15 protein-coding genes are annotated in these 17472 nt (G+C 68.5%); 10 read left to right on the forward strand and 5 right to left on the reverse strand.

Annotated features, from left to right (window positions below; genetic code table 11):
- The first annotated feature begins 298 nt into the window (after nt 1–298).
- Together OG522_RS40945 and OG522_RS40950 are read left to right on the forward strand one after the other, a co-directional pair.
- Nucleotides 299–583 carry a hypothetical protein gene (locus OG522_RS40945; protein ID WP_329468736.1) on the forward strand — a complete coding sequence of 95 codons (285 nt, stop codon included), beginning with the start codon at nt 299–301 and terminating at the stop codon, nt 581–583.
- A gap of 354 nt (nt 584–937) precedes the next feature.
- A complete protein-coding gene (locus OG522_RS40950; protein ID WP_329468737.1) occupies nt 938–2314 on the forward strand; it encodes a tyrosine-type recombinase/integrase in 1377 nt (458 codons plus the stop codon).
- Between the two features lie 77 nt (nt 2315–2391).
- On the opposite strand, the gene OG522_RS40955 is transcribed toward OG522_RS40950, so the two are convergent.
- Both OG522_RS40955 and OG522_RS40960 read right to left on the reverse strand, forming a co-directional pair.
- A complete protein-coding gene (locus OG522_RS40955) occupies nt 2392–2538 on the reverse strand; it encodes a hypothetical protein (protein ID WP_329468738.1) in 147 nt (48 codons plus the stop codon).
- A gap of 1975 nt (nt 2539–4513) precedes the next feature.
- Entirely contained in the window at nt 4514–4696 is a 183-nt protein-coding gene (locus OG522_RS40960; protein ID WP_329468739.1) for a hypothetical protein, read from the reverse strand.
- A gap of 1458 nt (nt 4697–6154) precedes the next feature.
- Here OG522_RS40960 and OG522_RS40965 point away from each other — a divergent pair.
- The 4 genes from OG522_RS40965 to OG522_RS40980 all read left to right on the forward strand — a co-directional run bounded on the left by OG522_RS40965 (nt 6155) and on the right by OG522_RS40980 (nt 10153).
- Nucleotides 6155–7279, forward strand: a complete 1125-nt coding sequence (locus OG522_RS40965) for a hypothetical protein (RefSeq protein WP_329468740.1) — start codon at nt 6155–6157, stop codon at nt 7277–7279.
- 81 nt (nt 7280–7360) lie between these two features.
- The gene (locus tag OG522_RS40970) at nt 7361–7606 is read left to right on the forward strand and encodes a hypothetical protein (protein WP_329468741.1); all 246 of its coding nucleotides are present in this window, start codon (nt 7361–7363) and stop codon (nt 7604–7606) included.
- Nucleotides 7607–7781: 175 nt separating this feature from the next.
- The gene (locus OG522_RS40975) at nt 7782–9041 is read left to right on the forward strand and encodes an AAA family ATPase (RefSeq protein ID WP_329468742.1); all 1260 of its coding nucleotides are present in this window, start codon (nt 7782–7784) and stop codon (nt 9039–9041) included.
- A gap of 86 nt (nt 9042–9127) precedes the next feature.
- Nucleotides 9128–10153 carry a ParB/RepB/Spo0J family partition protein gene (locus OG522_RS40980; RefSeq protein ID WP_329468744.1) on the forward strand — a complete coding sequence of 342 codons (1026 nt, stop codon included), beginning with the start codon at nt 9128–9130 and terminating at the stop codon, nt 10151–10153.
- A gap of 381 nt (nt 10154–10534) precedes the next feature.
- Here OG522_RS40980 and OG522_RS40985 read toward each other — a convergent pair whose 3' ends face one another.
- Nucleotides 10535–11188 (reverse strand): DUF7691 family protein, encoded by a 654-nt coding sequence (locus OG522_RS40985; protein WP_329468746.1) that lies wholly within the window; start codon nt 11186–11188, stop codon nt 10535–10537.
- Nucleotides 11189–11340: 152 nt separating this feature from the next.
- Between OG522_RS40985 and OG522_RS40990 the strand changes: the two genes are divergently transcribed.
- Together OG522_RS40990 and OG522_RS40995 are read left to right on the forward strand one after the other, a co-directional pair.
- Nucleotides 11341–11994, forward strand: a complete 654-nt coding sequence (locus OG522_RS40990; RefSeq protein WP_329468673.1) for an adenylate kinase — start codon at nt 11341–11343, stop codon at nt 11992–11994.
- A gap of 91 nt (nt 11995–12085) precedes the next feature.
- Complete coding sequence (locus OG522_RS40995) at nt 12086–12691, forward strand: helix-turn-helix domain-containing protein (RefSeq protein ID WP_329468674.1); 606 nt, start codon at nt 12086–12088, stop codon at nt 12689–12691.
- Nucleotides 12692–12966: 275 nt separating this feature from the next.
- On the opposite strand, the gene OG522_RS41000 is transcribed toward OG522_RS40995, so the two are convergent.
- Together OG522_RS41000 and OG522_RS41005 are read right to left on the reverse strand one after the other, a co-directional pair.
- The gene (locus tag OG522_RS41000; RefSeq protein WP_329468676.1) at nt 12967–13587 is read right to left on the reverse strand and encodes a restriction endonuclease; all 621 of its coding nucleotides are present in this window, start codon (nt 13585–13587) and stop codon (nt 12967–12969) included.
- Between the two features lie 116 nt (nt 13588–13703).
- Nucleotides 13704–14036 carry a hypothetical protein gene (locus tag OG522_RS41005; protein WP_329468678.1) on the reverse strand — a complete coding sequence of 111 codons (333 nt, stop codon included), beginning with the start codon at nt 14034–14036 and terminating at the stop codon, nt 13704–13706.
- Between the two features lie 889 nt (nt 14037–14925).
- On the opposite strand from OG522_RS41005, the gene OG522_RS41010 reads away from it, so the two are divergent.
- Both OG522_RS41010 and OG522_RS41015 read left to right on the forward strand, forming a co-directional pair.
- The gene (locus OG522_RS41010; RefSeq protein ID WP_329468679.1) at nt 14926–16110 is read left to right on the forward strand and encodes a hypothetical protein; all 1185 of its coding nucleotides are present in this window, start codon (nt 14926–14928) and stop codon (nt 16108–16110) included.
- A gap of 805 nt (nt 16111–16915) precedes the next feature.
- Nucleotides 16916–17446, forward strand: coding sequence for a hypothetical protein (locus tag OG522_RS41015; RefSeq protein WP_329468680.1), 531 nt, complete (start codon nt 16916–16918; stop codon nt 17444–17446).
- Nucleotides 17447–17472: the final 26 nt, after the last annotated feature.

Consider the following 17472-nt stretch of genomic DNA (forward strand, 5'->3'; position numbering starts at 1 on the left):
AGCGAAGCCCCGCTCCGCTCGATGAGTTGGGCCCTCGCCCGGGCGTCCTTCGCCGCACCGAAGTCCGAGGGCATCTGGGACGAGGTGCGCACCGACGGGCGTCGACCGGCGGCCGGGCCGAGAGCGGCAGGTGTATTTCGCCGCCCCACGGGTGTCAGTACGCCGCCGAACAGCCGTCTCAGCCGCCGGGCGGACGCGGAGCTCGCGCATGGTGAAGGGGTGGCAGACAAACCGAGGTGGTATCACCAGGGGCGGGCATCGGGCATCGGGCGGATGGCACGCCCCGCGCCTTGTGCGGGTGTGGATCGTCGCTCCGCTCGCCGTCCTCGGCGCCGTCGGCGCGGGCTATCTGACCTACCGCTTCGTTGTTGACCCGCTCGTCGCCAACACCGCGGACGCCATCAAGCTCACCCTCGCCATCCTCACCCTGATCGGCGCCGTGCTGGCCGGTGTGTACGCCTACCGCAAGCAGCGCATCGCCGAGAGCGACACCCACCGCGCCGACGCCAAGGGCGGTCGCCTCGCACTCGCCGAGTCGACCAACACGCCAGAACTGCCCCGACCCTCCAGGTCAGAAGACTGACCACCGCCGTTTGCGGCTGGTGACACGGTTCTTACCGGCACCCCGAGTACGAGAACCGTGTCGATGCACTCCCGACTGCCAGCCTGCGTTGAGCGGACCGAGCACCACACCCGCCAAGATCAAGTACTGGCGGCTTTTGGGCTCACCTCGGCGCTACCGGGAAGGCACCCGAAAACACGAGCCATCAACCACTCCTTGCCTCTATATGCAACTTGAGACAATCGCCCTGCACCCCATTCTCGGTGGGGTGGTTGAGGAGGTATGGCACGGTGCGGGTTCGGGTGGGGCTCGCGCGAGTTGCTCTTAGGGTGTGGGGGCTGGCGATTGTCTCAAGTTGTCTGTTTGAGGTGCTGCGTGGACCCGTACGAAGTGATGGAACAGTGGCTCGCGGCTGGATTGGGAAAGCAGGGCCGTGCGCTGCAGGGCACCAGCCCCGTGCGCTACCGCACCGACGTGGAGAGCTGGCTCCGCTTCATCGAGAGCGCCACCGGCATCGGCGCCTTCAACGCCGTCGAAGCCCACGTCGAAACCTGGCTCTCCGCCCGCCACCACCCCACCCGCGCAGCCGGCACCCCCCGACCCAACCGCTCGCCCCACAACCGCGACCGACGCCTCAGCGCGCTCTCCGCGTTCTACAACTACGCCGTCAACGCCGGGCACATCGACACCGTCCCGCTCAACCTCGCAATGCTGCGCACCACCGAACTGCCCCGCACCACACCCCTCACCCCGAGGGAAGCCCTGTACGTGTGGATCGCCGCCGACGACCTGCTCCCCGGCGAGCAACATCACGGCGCCGGCGGCGCCACTCCACACCGCGACCGGCTCATGGCCTACCTCATGCTCGACGGCCTCCGGCCCCGCCAGATCACCGCCCTCGACCTCGAAGACCTCAACCCCACCACCCACACCGCCAAGATCCTCGTCGCCAAGGGCGACGGCACCCGACAACGGACCCTCTCGCTGGAAGTGTGGGGCGCCCTCGACGGCTACCTCCCTCACCGCAAGCCCGGGCGCGACAACGGCCACGAGCCGCTGCTCACCTCCCGCGCCGGTAAGCGACTCGACTCCAACCAGACCCCCACCACCGTGCTGAAACGGGTCCTCGGCCACGTGCCGGCCGACTTCCCCCTGCCCGACCGCGTCACGCCCGACCACATCGCGCTCTCCCCCAGCCCGTTCACCGGGCAGACCCGGCGCAAGGGCACCCAGCCCGGCGAAGCGCTCGCCTACCGCACCACCACCGGCACCTGGACCACGACCCCCGCCGACCACGAACTCCCCCTCCAACTCCGCATCCAGCACCATCTGCGCGGCATCGGCACTCTGCCCCCGTGCGCCGACCACCCCGTTGACCAGGCCGCTCCGGCTGGCGACTGCGCATACTGCGACACCCACGCCGCGGCGTGGGACGCGTTCGCCGCGATGCTCGACGACACCGCACCCGCCTGCTGGGACTGGGAGGTGCCCCCGTACGCCCCGTACCAGGACCCCATCGAGCGGTTCCTCAACTTCCACGCCGGACAGTGCGCCATGTGCGGCAACCAACCCGCCCAGCAACCCCACACCGAGGACTTCGACGCCGACACCCAGCACGTCCGCGGACTACTCTGCCCCACCTGCACCACCGAACAAGACGACAGTCCCCGCTGGGACCGCTACCGCGACCGCGGCCCGGCCATGATCCTCGGACTGGTGCAGACGTATCCCTGGCTCCGCGGCCGCCGATAAGGGGCCTACGCACCACATCGTCGTGCACGATGAGCTCGTCGGCGGGGCCCATCCACGGGATGGGCCCCGCCGACGAGCTAGCGACGGCGGACGTTCACGGAGATCTGGATCCCGCCCACGGCGGCGGCTGCGCCGCCAATGGTGCCGATAGCAGTGGCCTGGTCGGCGTGCCCGGTCAAGGTGAGTACGGTGATGGCCGGGACGCTGACAGCGGCGACGCCCACGGTGAACCACCTCAGAGCACGTCCAGGGCGTTGTCCGACCTCTGAGGTACCTTCGATCTGGGTCAAGGGTCTCCTTCCCGTCTGGCGATGCGAAGAGCCCGTCGACGACCCCGGGAGCCCCCGGATACAGCCAGCCTCCAAGCAAGGGCCGTATCCAGGGGCTCCCTTCGTCGTACAAAGGGCGCTGTGCGGAACGCACTCAGGTTACGGCGCGCCACTGACACTCCGAGCGGACTGCCATGGGCCCTGTCGACAACTGCCGTCGAAGCACAACATCCTGACGACATGCCAGCCGGTGCCGAACTCGCGCATGCTGGAGGAAACTCCCGCTCAGCCCCTGTCCGGCGTCATCATGCGTCATGCCCACTATGGGTTGGGGCTTCTCCCCGACATGCACCGCGATGAGCGGGTCAAAGATGAGCGGGTCGAAGGTCGGAGGAGATGTTGGAGCACGTCACGGCCGCCGTCGACGAGTCTTGATGCGCAGCTCCAGCTCGGCATGGACCTGCACCAAGCAGCAGCCGAGCGGGATGCGCTTGCAGGCGTTCCCCCTCGTCGATGGACTTGCCGTGGCCCCTGTACTTGATCGGCTGCTCGGACGCCGAGCTGACCGGCCTCCTTCAAGAAGACGTAATCGCCGACGTCGTCGCTCCCCCGACCTTCCCGAAGTAATGGTTCGCCAGGTCCACCTTGACCCATCCGAGGTGCACCCCGGATGCGGCACACCAGGAGCACGCCCGCCACGAGGCCAGGCGGATAGGTCTCGTCATGGGCGGACATGAACTTCCGCAGGATGTTCTTGCCCTTGTCCACGACCTTCTTGGCCGCCCCGCCGCGGCGACCACTACCGGGAAGCTGTCGAGGAGCTCCTGGCCGCCAAGGCGGAGCACCGTGAACCCCCGGTCTGTCGAGCAAGCGTCGATCTCGCACACCTTCCCCGGCCCGAGGCTCGCACAGCGCCTTGGCTGCCCGGTACAGGTCCCGCTACCTCGGCTGAGTCCAGTCGGCGGCGCTGGTGGCCCAGATGCGGCGGTTGGCAGGAACGCCGAGAGCCACCGCCATTGCTTAATTGGGTTTACGACTGTGCGTTGAGATCCTGAGCGAGGAGTGCGACCCACCCCCCGCGCGCGGGGAGCACAGGCCGCGACCTGCCTAGATTCGGAACAGCGGCAAGAAGCGCGGACTACCCCCGCGCGTGCGGGGAGCGCGCTACAGTGCTTGAGGTGGCGACCCTAATAAGTTGACGCATGCCTGTGCATTGAATGGGCGGCGTCTGGTGCATAGTTTGCTGCCAGCGAAAGAGCGGGATCACGCCCGGCAAGGCGTGACCCCGCAAGGACGGGTTCGTGAGACCCGGCCAACTGGCCGCGTACGCGGTCAGCGAAGGGTGACCAGGGACCGGCTATAGGCCATGGCGCCTCCTCCAGTCGCTGAACCAGTCGGCAACAGCTCGACCCGCCAGCGCTGACAGGAAGGTGATCAAGACCTTTGCTGGTCCCTTCCCCTTGTCGCGAGACTCCCCGTCGTTCATGTGTGCCTCCAATGCACCAATGGGAGTGGCATAACCACGAACTCATGTGTTGGTGCTTGGAGTTGCACGCGTCGGACGGACCGACATCGCAGAGACGACGATATGCCGTGCCACGGAGCCGGAGAACCGTCTTCCCGATAAGTCTGAAATCCCATTCCTTCCCCCGTATGCAGCCATAAGGGCCGTTAGATTGCTCGCCCAGCGCGCCACAACGCGCTTACAGCGCGCAATGGAGAGGCGAGGCCAGCCTCCAACCCGGAAATCTTCACAAGCGGATGAAACGCTTCCCCTTCTCGCAAATGTGCGTTCAGAAGGAGGGCGCGTGGTGGTCCGCTTGTGGCGCGCATGGGTCAGCGGAAGTCCTGCGCACCCGTCGCCGAGACAGGTGTATGTCCCCTCCTCCTTGGCCTCATCTGGGTCCGGCGGAACGAACAGGGGCGGCATCTACCGGGCGGCGAGCTCGTGCGGCAGGTGCGGGCCCCGCAGGAAGGCCCGCATCGCGCCCTCCCACAGACCGCTGGCTGCGAATTCCTCCGCATTGCCGTTCTCCGAGCGGACTGGCTGAGGGATGTGGCGGTCGGCGGTGAAGCCCAGCATGCGCAGCTCCAGCTCGGCATGGACCTGCACCGAGCAGCAGCCGAGCGGGATGCGCGTGCAGGCGTTCCCCCTCGTCGAAGGCCCGTGCCGACGCCGCGCCCCACGACGAATCCCGCTACAACAACCAGGCGTGCCGCTGCGCCACATGCCGCACCCATGCCAGCGCCCAGCGAACTGCCCGCAACCACAAGGCAGATCGCACGGCCCAGCCCCTCCCCTCTTCGCTGCGGGTCGCGTCGTGATGGCGAAGCCGGATCCTCTGCAAGATCGATTTAGTTACCTCCGCTTCCAATAGGAAACGGAGGTAACCCCCCGCACGCCCGTCCGATGACCTGGAGATCTCATGACAAGCCCACTCGTACGACACGGAGGGAGAGGCGCGGGACAGATGGTGCCTGAAACAGATAGGCTGCGCCTGGCGCCAGACGACCACTCAGAAGCCGTGCTGTGGACGGATGGTGGCCACCAAGACAAAAAAGGAAAGCCCCCGCCGTAAGTTTCTGGTGTTTGCCGACATCAGAAGGCGGGGGCGGACCGGCACCCTACCCAACAGGTCAATGGAAGGCGCCAGTCACTATGACGCAGGCTACCCGGACAACCCGGGTTACAGACAGTGGGACCCCGCACTCCGCCGTGAAGATCACACCGGCGACGCAGACCAGGGGCCCTGTCACCGCGACCACCACGACTCGATGACCGCGGCCGGCGGAGCTTCCGCCGTGTCCGACGACACCATGTCGTGCCCCATCCCTTCCGTATCCGGCCTCGCGTGCATCAAGCACATCCCCGAAGGCTGGGCAGCAGAGGAAGGCCGCCTTGGTGGCCACTGGTGGGAATCCCCCGCCACGACAGACCTGTTCGAGCGCGGCGCGCACGTCGACGCCATAGCCCTCGTATCGGGTCGGCCAGCCAGCGTCCACATGCCCGCGGACTGCCCACCGCAGTGCGCACACTACGAGCCGACTCCGGGCATGCCCGGGTCAGTTGAACGAGGTCATTTGACGTAGCTCCTGCTGAGCGGGAGGTCTGCCCTCACGGGGGCACTTCCTCTACCGCTGGCCGCTGGTGTTGGCGCACCATGCGCGGCCCTATCCCACGGCTCGGTCTAAGCCACCGAGCTAAGGCCCGAACTTTCAACTCCGGTTTGGCGACCGGCTTCGAGCGTTCGAGCGACCTTCAGGTTCTCCCAGAACCAGCACCAACCGAAGCGGGGCTTTTTCATGCCCTCACGAGGACAGGTACATAGTGCACGACGAGAACAACGTTTGTCAGCTTCAGCGAGCCAATGCGGGCGTTTCGCGCGGTATTTCCGTCCCTCCGAGTGACATCCCGTGCCAGCGGAAGCCCGTCGCCGAGGGCGCCACTACCTCTCGAATCGAACAGGGATTCGTTTACACGTCGGGGTCGGCTTCTCTCGTGTACGGCGGTGAGCAAGAGATCGCACGTACGCGGTCACGCCGAAGCGGTCCGCGTCGTTGGCTTCGCGCTGTGACATGGCTGATCGCAGCCGGCCTTCACCCGCAGGCGAACGCCACCACGCTGGCCGTTGCGCGCGACCTCACGGCGCGTATGGACTACGACAGTGGCCACGCTCGCTACTGCCTCCTGGAGACCGCGGCCCGCCTGGGCGTTCACGAGGCGACCGTGAAGCGGCACGTGGCTGTGCTGCGCGAACTGGGGGCGCTGGTCTGGGTGGTGCACGGCACCCGTGCCAACATCCGCCGAGCTCTGGGCATGCCGGGGTATGCCGCCACCGCGACGGTGTACGCCGCGGTCATCCCGGCCTCCTACGACAACGCGATAGGGAACCACATCGTCGGCTCCGGATACGACGCGCGCATCATCGTGGGCCAGCGCAACAGTCGCGGGCCTGTGAGCAACGTCGCGGGGGAAGGCCCGAGTTCGGAGGTCTGTGCGCCCCCTTCCCTGAGCTTGGTTAAGGAAGACGGTCAGGTTCAGGTAGTGGGTGGTTGTGAAGACACCTCGCGCACGCGCGCGAGCCGCCGAACCGCCCCGGTCCCCCAGCAGAAGGCCAGCAGCAACATCCAGGAGTCGCAGCGGCGGACTGCGGCGCAGGTTGCCCGCTGTGTCTGGATTGCCCGGCAGGTGCGGGCTCGGGTCAACTGGACGCAGACTGCTCGGCTGCGGCGCCTGGAGTTCGTGCTGCGGCCGCTCACCGATGCGGGTCTGGACGTTCATGAGATCGTCGCTGAGCTCAACTCGTGGATGCTTGCCTGGCGTCCGGCCGACCCGGCCTCCTACATCCGGGCCACGCTGGTCCGGCACGCCTCGCGCGAGGCAGAGGAGCGGGCCGCGCTTGCTGAGGAGCAGGTGCTCGAGGCGGCCGCGACCGCGCCGAACGCCGCCTTCACCGAAGCCGTTCGTACCCTGCGAGTCAAAGAGTCTGCGGAGTCGGCGCCCGCCGAGGAGACCACGCTGAGCGGGGCTGAGCGAGTAGACCTCCAGGCGATCGGCATGCAGCACCCGAGCCTGGTCGTGCAGTACCTGGAGATGGCCGGGGAGCAGGCAGCAGTCGAGCTGTACGGGCGGCTCATGGTCGACGGCGCCCTCGCGAAGACCGGCCGCGCCGCCCAGGTCTCGCTCCACGGGTGAAGGCCCGTCTGGACCCGGGGCAACGACCCGGCCGAACTGGGCGACTGCGGCACCACTGTTCACACCCGAAGGAGCACACAGTTGACGACCGACTACGGAGGCCCCGCTATCCCGGTCCCGCTCGTGTACGCCTGTCCCCTGCATGCCGATGTCCGGGTCATGAGCGGCAACTGCTGGATGGCCACCGTCCGCTGGACCGGCACCCACCATCACCTCGGCGAACTGAATCGGCGACTCGCCTACCAGGCCGCGGTCGAGCGGCAAATGCTCGATGAGCTGGCGCGCAGCGTCCAACCCGTGTGCGTGACGCCAATTATTACGTCGTAATGATCCGTGCCGCCGGGGCGGATGGGTGCCCTGCCGCAGGGAGACGGGTCGTCATGTGCACAGCTTGCGCGGCTATTACGACGTAATAACGGGCGGCGACGCCGTGCGAGTGAACCGCACATACCTAACGTGTTGGTGAGCACCGTAGGGCGTATTCGTTAGTAAGGTACGGCCCATGAGCACTCCAGTCGCCGCGGGCGACCGCGAAAAGGTCGTCTCGAAGTTGCCGGGCAGGCTCCGGCAAGACCTCAAAATCCGGGCTGCCCAGCACGGCATCGAGATCCAGCACGCTGTGCAGCAAGGCATCGACGCATGGACGGGCCTGGCCAGTACCCCCGCCACCGTCGACACCGCGGGTGCCGACTCGTTCTCCACGTTCCTGCCCGCCGGCCAGTGGAACGACTTCCGGGCGCTGGCCGCCGAGCGCCAGGTATCGCTCACTCAGGGCCTGGCCCAGTCAGTTCAGCTCTGGCTCGACAAGAACCCGCCCCCTCACGTCGAACGCTCCGCTCACCCCCGGCGCACCATCGTCTGCAACCAGAAGGGCGGCGTCGGCAAGACCACCATCACCGGCGGGCTGGGCACAGCACTCGCCGAGGACAGCAACGAGCTTCACCCGGTGTGCGTCAGCAAGTACCTGGCCCGCCTTGTCGAAGAACTCAAGAGCGCCGGTGAGACGCCCGACCTCGACCTCCTGGACGTGGAAGAACTGCCCGGCCCCGGGCGCCGGGTCCTGCTGGTCGACTTCGACCCCCAGCGGCACCTGACCAAGCAGACCGGTCAGCAAGAGATCCTGATGGGGCAGGACAGCCTCGGCAAGCACATGACTGGGGACGCCACCGGCCACATCAAGGATCTCGTCGTGCCCATCAAGGAGGACCGCTACGGCGGCCGCCTCGACCTCCTGCCGGGCTGCCAGGACGGATTCCTGCTCGATGTCGGCCTGTCCCGCGCACGCGCCCGGGAGTCGGCCCTCGAGCGGGCCCTGGCCCCCCTCGAAGGGGACTACGACGACATCATCGTGGACTGCCCGCCCAGCCTCGGACTGAGCATGGACGCGGCGATCTACTACGGCCGGCGCCGCCCGGACGAAGCCCCGGAAAGCTCAGGCGTGCTCATCGTCGTCCAGGCAGAGGACAGCTCTGCGGACGCCTACGAACTACTGGTGTCACAGATCGAAGACCTGCGCGACGACCTGACCATCGACGTCGACTATCTCGGCATCGTCGTCAACCAGTACGACCCCCGGAAGGGATACATCGCGAAGTCCTCCCTGAAGAACTGGATGGATGTCAAAGACCCCCGCGTCGTCGCGGTCATCCCCCAGGCCGCCGACCAACTCAAGGCCGTACGGCTCAAGCAGACGCTTCTGACGTTCAGCCCTACATGCGAGCAGGCTGTCGCGATGCGCGCGCTCGCCCGGGAGATCTCATGAGTAGGACCGTGGCAGAGCAGTTGGGTGCTGGCGCATCGTTCGGTGCTACCCGGGCCATAAGCGCACGGCGCGCGGCCATGTCCGGCATGGGCATTCCCACCGAGGGAGCCGCGCCTCCCACCGAACTCGCCCTTGGCTTGCTGAGCCCCAACCCCGACAACCCGCGTACCGAAGCAGGCGACCTCACCGAGCTCGGCACGAGCCTGCTCAACCACGGGCAGAAGGTCGCCATCACGGTCATGAACCGTGACGCCTACGTGAAGGCGAACCCGTCGCGTGAAGGCGAACTTGAGGAAGGCGCCGCCTACGTCGTCATCGACGGCAGTACGCGCCTGCATGCTGCTCGCGAAGTCGGCCTGAAGAAGCTGAAGGTCATGGTCGATGACGACCTGGGCTCCGACGCCGAGGAACTCCTCGAGTCCGCTCTGGTCGCCAACATCCACCGCCAGAGCCTGTCGGAAATGGATGAAGCGCGCGCCCTCCAGCGGCTCATGGCGATCCACGGGACGCAGAGCGCGCTGGCCCGGCGCCTCGGTAAATCCCAGGGGTGGGTGTCCCAGCGGCTGGCGCTCCTGGGGCTGACGGAGGAACTCCAGGCCAGGGTGGACCAGGAACCGATCGATCTCCTGCGCGCGGTCGGCAAAAAGCCCCCGGCTGAGCAGGCCGCACTGCTGGAGCGTCTCAAGGAAGAGCGCGAGGACGCGGCCAAGAGCAAGCGCAAGGCCAGGGCAACCGCGGCGGCCGCGGAACAGGTGACGGGGGAGGGCGGCACCGGGACGGACAGCACGGGTGCCGCGGCCAAGCCGGAAGCGGACGCCACTCCCGACCCTGCGAACTTCCCCCCGGCCAGCCCCAGGCCGGGCAGCGGGCACGACGGGACGGAAGCCGCAGCAGTCGAGACGCCGACCAGAGGGGGGAGCCTGCCGGAACCGCGGAACGCGGGACAGCCCACACCTGGCGACGCACGTACGGCGCTCAAGATCAATCCATGTGCAGATGCGGAGGACATCGCCCGTTCACTGATCAACGGCCTGGAGCCCGAAGTGCTCGTCCAACTGGCGGTCCTGTTGCAACAGCACAACCGGCAGGCCGTCACCCGGCGCCGCTCCTAACTGCGCCCTGGCGCCCAGAGTGGCCGCCGCCGACGGCCCGGCCCAGGCGAGTATTACGACGTAATGGAGCGGACCCCGGCCGGGGGACCGCCGGGCGCCGGGCGCGCAGACCGCGAGCCGCCGGATCGACGGTTATTACGTCGTAATACTGCCCAGAGTCCCGCCCTGGCACGGCCCCGGCACGCCTGCTCCGCACAGGTCACAGATGTCCGGGAGTATTGCGTCGTCTTCCTGGTCCACTCCCGCGCCGGGCCAAAGGAGACCCCCACGCAGGAGCACGGCACAGCACTTCCCGCACCCGGCGCGCGACCCTGGATGCGCGAAACGCCGGACTGCCGCGGCCCGGTACCGGCCACGGATGGAACTCCGCGGCCAACCAGGTCAGCCGGTGATCGAGAAGAAAAGCGCGCCGTCCTCGGCCCACCACCACGCGCCCCGCCCCTCGACCCACTCCGAAGACCAACCATCCAGAGCCGTGATCAACTCCTCCAGGTCATACCGCATGTCGGCGTCAATCCGGTCCACGACTGCCCGGTACGCATCCACCGCACGCGCAGCCGTAGCCAGCGGCCAACACCCGATCTCCGGCGAACCATCCAAAGGGTGGGGAATGTAGAACCCGATGTTCGCGGGCGGCCCGCTGTAGATGTACTGATAGGGCAACAGGTCCTGCGCCACACCCACGGCGCTCAGCGCATCGTCCAGAGCTGAGAAATAGGTGGCAGGGCTCCGGTAACTCGCAAGAGTGGCCTCGTCGCTCGCGTTGTGATCAATGACGATCTGAAGCGCCGCGTAATACGCGGCGCCCGCGTAGTCAGCGCTGGAGTCGGCCCGGCCGGCGACCAGATGCTCCAGTGCATCCGGCACCGACAGCCCCCAGTCCACCTCCTGGGCATCGAGATCGTCCTGGCGCGCCCGCGCCGCCGCTCGCATGAGGCCGAGGCGTCGTGATTCCTCCGCGTTCAGATCCTGTGCTGGGAGGAAGCGCGCTATCGGGCCCGGGTTCGCCATGCTGTAGTTGACTACTTTGCTCATGGCGATCATGTTGCCAAAGGGCACTGACATCAAAGGCGTAGGCCCGGTGCTCTCTGCGAGGCCAAGGAGCCGCCTCAGGCGGCCGGCCGCAGGCCTTGGGCGAATCCCGGCGGCGAGTCTGAGTGCTGTAAGGTTTGGGATGGCGAAACCGGGTGGCAAGCGACGCCACCGCCGGCCCGCAGGCCGGTGCAGCCCGGACGCCTCCCCATGAAGGCAAGGAATCCATGCGGAAGATCGCACTCTTCGGACCGCCCGCGACCGGAAAATCCACCCTGGCCAAGTGGCTCTCGGCAGAGCTCGGCCACCCGCACACAGACCTCGATGACCTTCTCTTCACGCCTGACGGCCCGCTGCCGCTACCGGAGTTTCGCCGACAGGCAGCAGAAATCACGCAGCACGACGCATGGATCGTCGAAGGGAACTTCTCCAAACTCGCCGATGTGGTCTGGCACCGCGCCGACGTGCTCGTATGGCTCGACTTCCCGCTGCCCCTGATCATGTACCGCATCGTCCGCCGCAGCCTGAACCAGCTCACAGGCCGCGAAGACAGCGCACAAGCCCGCCGGCTGACCTGGAGCAAAGCATTCTTCAGCCGCCGGTCACTGCTGCGCACTGCCATCCGCAAATACCGCAACAACCGGCCCCGCTACGCCCAACAGGTAGCCGAGACCGCCAACCTGGGCATCGAGGTTGTCAGGCTCCGCAGCCCGCGGGAAGTCCACCGCTGGAAGGACGAACTGATGAAGATGAAAGGGCCGGCGGAGAGCCACTCACACGGAGCAGCCCGGCACACCACCGGCCCTTAACCAACATCCATGCAGGCGAAACGCCCGCGTCAGGAAGTACCACCAGCCTACAAGGCCCCGCACAAGAACCGACCCCCGTCCAAGGACCACCGTGATTCCCCGCAACCGGCCAGTGATCAACGAAGCCGACATCGCCCAGCAGGCCGGCACCCCCATCGCCACATGGCGGCGACGCGACGCCCCCGCCTTCCGCCAGCGCGTGGCAAGTCTCTTTCCCCGCAGCCGCGTCCTGATTTACGACCTCGCCCAAGCCCGTGCCTACCTCGCGGGACAACCGCTGCCCGCGCTGCCCGCCGGAGAACACCCCGACGACCTCCTCAACGACGAAGAGACCGCCGCCGTACTCGGCGTCACGGCCAGCACCGTCCGCTCGTACGCCTCCCAGGGCTACCTCTCACCCGGCAAAACGCTGTACAGCGTCCGCGTATGGCCCCGCCGTGACATTGAGGAACGCCTGAAGAACCCGCCGGGACAGGGAAAGGGTGGCGGACGCCCACCCGGCACAGGAAAAGGCCCGCTCAAAGCACACGCCTACGAGGGCGATCCCCGTCTGGACACCGCGGCCGCAGCTCTCAGCACCGCCGGCGACATCCCCCGCCACCACATCGCAGCATCTCTCGCCCAGCAGCACGGCGGCTCAACGCGCACCTGGGAACGCCTCCTCACCCAGGCCAGCCAGACCACCCTGCCCGACTGATCCGTAGCGGGACGCCATCGCTCAACTCCCGGCCGGTCAGCTCCTGCCCGGCCGGGCAGGCCGGTACGTGCGGGCTGCCGTGTCCGCACTGACCCCAAGGGCACGGCCGATCCGGCCCCAGATGTGCCCTGCCGCCTGGTCGGCGTCGACCGCCGCCGCAACGAGCAGTCGAACCGCCGCGAGCACGTCGACGCCGCACCGGGGTGCCGCGCCGCGGCGCAGACTCTTCCTGTGAGCAGCCCGCTCGGGCCGGGCCACTGCTGGGTGCTGGAGGATCAGGACATTGCCGAGGGGCGCCGCGGCGGCGGGAGTACACGCAGCAGCTCCCATATCGGCCGGCCGCCCGAGGCCCATTCCCCCAGGACCCGGCGGTCCACGAGGTGGATGTGCTGGGAACGAGCCAGCGGCGCGCACTTCGAGGAGAACCTGCCGTTGGTCACCATGACCACGATGTCGGCGCCGTGTAGCTGCCGGGCCGTGCCGTTGATGACGTGCAGGTCCGGGGTCCCCACGGCGCTTCCCCGGTCGCCGTCGCGGCGGTGTTTGCATTGGATGACCCAGCGCCGCCCGGCAGGGTCGGTTGCCTTCACATCCGCGCCGTTGTCGCCGGCGCCGCCGACCTGGCGGGCGTCCGTGCAGCCGTCGCGGCGCATCAGGTCCCGTACGGCGTGCTCGAACTCCCGGTGGCCCAGCGCGTCGAGCTGGGACATGGCATAGCGCAGGCCCTGGGCCCGCACCTGCTCCCACCGTGCACGCTGGCCGCGCTGATACAGCCAGGCCCCGCCCGCGGCCACGGCGAGGGCAAGGCCGATGAGGAGCACCCACCAGTGGGCGGCCAGCCACCGCAGCACCATCACGGCCAGGCCCAGCGCCGCCGCGGCGACGACCCCGAACACGAGCAGCTGCGTGTCCTGGCGCTGCTGGCGCCGCGACCGGCCCCGCCGCACCGGGGTGCGGCGCCGAACCGGCCGTCGCCTCGCCGGAGGCCGCCGCCGGGCGGCCGGGCGTCGGCTCACCACGCCCTGCCCGTGGCCCACGGGATCGGATAGGTCGCACCGGGGCGGGGCTTCTGGGAGTCCCGCTGCTGCTTGTCCCAGGCAGGCCACTTGATCGGGTACACCGTCGCGTTCTCCGGCTTGTACGAGAGCCCCGCCCCCGGAGAGGCCCCGCTACCGGGCCCCGCGTCCGGCCTGGCGTGCCCGCCGAACCCCACGATCAGCACCACGGCGATTGCCAGCAGCAGGCCACCGCCCGCAGCCCCCGCGAAATCCGGTAATCGGCGTATGTGCCCGCGAACCTCCGTGCCGTCCGCCTTCATGTACGGCCTGACCCATGTCGTCCTCACGGTTCCCCTCCACATTTCGCCAGCACGCTCCCCGCGCAACCACCCATGGAAGCAGCCCCCACTGACAGTGCGTCAGGGAAAGATCACCCGTGGTGATCTTGGACGGCGCGGGATAGCCGCCGGTCGCGCGACGTCCTCGACTTCGAGGTCTGTGGTGGTGGCGGTGTAGGTGTCGCCGCCGTCGGTCCGGGCTCGGCCGCGGCACGGGCCAGCAACTTCCCGGCGACCTCGGCTGGCGGGGCGTTGAGGCCCTCGATGTAGGGGACAGGCCGGCCGCAGCGCCGAGCTCCCTGATTCCCGGCCGCCACGAACCGCGAACTCGCGGCTCACGACCGGATACCCCTCAGGCCACGCCGACACCCACGGACCGCTGTTGGGGCGCCCAAGATCCGTAAGCCTCCGTAGCCTGACCGTCGGCGGCCGCAGCCGGTCGGGGCGCATCAAACAGTCTGGCGGCGAAGGAGGGGGGAGCCGGGGCCGATGACGGATCGCGCTCCCGGCTAGGTGGTGGGCGGGGCGCCGTGCCCCCGCCGTCGACCCGAACGGTGCGTGAGGCGACCTGCCGCCCGGCCGTGGCGGGCGGGGATCTGGCAGCTGCCGCGATGTGGCCCGGCCCGGTGTGGTCGCGCCGCTCGGTACCGGCATCGTCGTGGCCGGGCAGCGTGTCGTCCGGGGCGGCCCGAACCGTGGACACCCACCGCCCAAGGCCCGTGCGCCGACCCCCACCCGTAACCGTCAACAGCGGGGCACCTTTGATGAAAGGGCATCAAAAACCCTGCCTGATCTGCGATTTCACGTAGAGAAATGAGCTGAACTGCTGTAAAGTTAGTGATGTCGGAAGGGCGGCACACCCGACCGGCGACCAACACCACCGAGGGAAGGAAACCCGATGACCCAGTTGCTGCCGTCGGCACTCGAAGGCCGACGCCAGGATGTCCGCGTCGTTGACTCGCTTGCCGCCAAGGGCTACCCGGGCTACGTGAGCGGAGTCCAGCGGATGGGGACCGTGAGCGACGTCTACGGGTGGACCAAGGTCCACGCGCACATCAACGTCTCCCCCGACGAGGGGTACGCGCTGACCGACAAGCGGTCGCCGCACGCCCTCTATGAGCTCATGCTCATGTCCGCCGGGACCACGCACCGGCCCGGACTGCACGACCACGCACCCGAGTTCGGTACGGCGCTCGGAGTGGTCGCGGCGTGCTTCGCCGAGCACTGCCGCGCCTACGAGCTCAGCCCCGTGGTCTCGTGGAGCTACGACCCCAACACCCTGGACCGCGAATCCATCCAGGGCGAGAAGCGGTTTCACGCCCACTTCGTGGGGCGGACACACAAGGAGCGTGCGGAAGTCGAGGAGCGGGCCACACGGGTCGGGGGGCTGTCCGCAGTCCGGGCCCGCCGGATCGTCGAGGAAGCGTCCGTCCTTGGCGCCCTGATGAGCGCGGACGTGGTGGACCGTGACGCCCTGCGGGTGCTCGAACCCGTTCCGGCGCTCTCCACCCCCATGGCCACGGCCACGGCACAGTTCCTGTTGCCGCAGGGGTGGGAGAGCCTTGCCAACCCCGAATTCCACGCCGATATCGTCTACATCCATCGCAAGCTGCGGAGGCTGTACGACGAGATCATCCGTGCATGCGCCACCGGCGAGTCCGGGGTGTGGCAGCGGCCCGCCATCCGGGAGGAGTTCGACCCCGAAAGCATCGATGTACCGCTCCGCGCCACCACCCGCGCGACGCTCGCCCACTACCTCCGGGCGCTGCGCCCCGAAATCCTGGACGGCGGGCCGCTCGCCCGGTCCCGCGCCACGCACGTCTACCCCTTGGCCGATCTGGCCTACGCGATCACCATCACCGAGCACGAAGGGCAGGTCTACCTGCATCTCCGCATCAACGTGTTCTCCGATCTCGGAGGCGCGGGAATCAGCATCATCGACGGAGTCATCGTGAAGACCAAGAAGGGAGTGGGGGACATGCGCGTGGACGAGATCGCAGCCCGCAGCGCGTTCCAAGCCGACTTCCTCCGCAGGCTCCACCTGCACCCGATGGCAGCACGGGCACTGTTCCCCAGGCTGTAACACCCGCTGGTGCCGGGCTCGGCAACGGGCCCGGCACCCCACCACCCCCACCCTCACGGCCCGCCACAGACGGGCCGCCAGGTGCGGTAAAGGACAGCCGCATGCGGCGATGTCCCACAAACCCCCGCCGCCCAGGGGACCGGCCCACCACCCGGGCCCGGCCGCCGGCCGTCGCGCGCCAAAGGACGCCCCGTTGGGGCGGCGCTCCCGTTGCCCGGCGCGTTCACCGCCGGCGCCCGGCCCGGCCGCAGGCGGCCAGTCCGGGCGCCGGCGGGCGCCGGGCGTGTACGGGTGCAGGAGCGTTGAACCACAGCAAGGCCGGGCAAGCCCGGCCGGGATGCCCGGCAGCTCCAACGGCCGCGCTCCGACCGCCCGCAGCCCCTCCTGATCCACCCCCGCGCGGCCCAACTCCCCTTGCTTGCAAGGCGGTATGGCGGCGTCGGGCCGGACACCCACGGGAGCCGCCGGGTGTCCCGCAACGGACGGCCCGTCAACTCATCGGTACGGAAAATGAAGGCCGGGATTCCACTATCTGGTCTGTTGTCTGCGGACGGCTGGGCTCCTCGGAAGGGATGGAAAAACAAAACCGGACGCCTACGGCGGCGCCTGCAAGAGACGCCGCATACGGCGGAGGTGACGACCCTGGCATGGCCGCTGACCGGGTCCTGAGGCGGTCCTGGCATGCCTGGCGCAGCCAACTGGGCCACAACCGGACCCCCTTTTGCCCTCCCAGCACCGCAACGTGCGGCAGCGGCGCACTGAGTCCCTCGGGGGTTCCGCCTGGGGTGATCTGCACCGCACGATCATGATCGCGCTGCCCCGGTCCACCGAGTCCGAGCTCGTCGAGCTTCTGTCGGCCAACCTGGGCGACGCCGAGGACCTGGGACGCCTGGCCGGGTGGCGACTGTGGCGCCTGATCAATGATCGCCGCGACAAACACCACTACCGGCCCCGGCACGGTGACCGGTTGCAGGCCGACCATGTCACCGAGTGGGACGACGCCACCCCGGCCGAGCGTCGCCGCATCCTCGCCCGGTCGGCCTCCCCGGCCCAGGAGGCCGACAGGCGGGCCGAGTTCCTGCGCAAGCAGGAGGCCCAGCGCGAAGAAGCCCACCGCCGGGAGGCCGCCCTGGCCGCTGCCGAGGCCGAGCGGGCCGAGAAGTTCGCCCGCTGGAACCTGGCCCGCTACACCCAGCCCCAGGCCCAGCAGCCCGCACCCGAGACGCCGGCGCGCAGGATCGAGCGACCCCTACGGCTGGACACCGCAGAATCACGGCACGCCGCCGCCGTTGAGAGGGCCCGTGCCGAAAAGCGTGCCCGCCGCCAAGGCAACTGATCGTGGCCCAGCAGCCCCTGACTGGG

Origin of the sequence: Streptomyces sp. NBC_01431, assembly GCF_036231355.1 — a bacterium.
Taxonomy (GTDB): Bacteria; Actinomycetota; Actinomycetes; order Streptomycetales; family Streptomycetaceae; genus Streptomyces.

Bases quoted from the DNA above. Each gene is read 5' to 3' on its own strand.
- OG522_RS40975 (WP_329468742.1), top strand. From the start codon at position 7,782: ATGAGCACTCCAGTCGCCGCGGGCGACCGCGAAAAGGTCGTCTCGAAG.
- OG522_RS40980 (WP_329468744.1), top strand. From the start codon at position 9,128: ATGGGCATTCCCACCGAGGGAGCCGCGCCTCCCACCGAACTCGCCCTT.
- OG522_RS40985 (WP_329468746.1), bottom strand. From the start codon at position 11,188: ATGAGCAAAGTAGTCAACTACAGCATGGCGAACCCGGGCCCGATAGCG.
- OG522_RS41010 (WP_329468679.1), top strand. From the start codon at position 14,926: ATGACCCAGTTGCTGCCGTCGGCACTCGAAGGCCGACGCCAGGATGTC.
- OG522_RS41015 (WP_329468680.1), top strand. From the start codon at position 16,916: ATGATCGCGCTGCCCCGGTCCACCGAGTCCGAGCTCGTCGAGCTTCTG.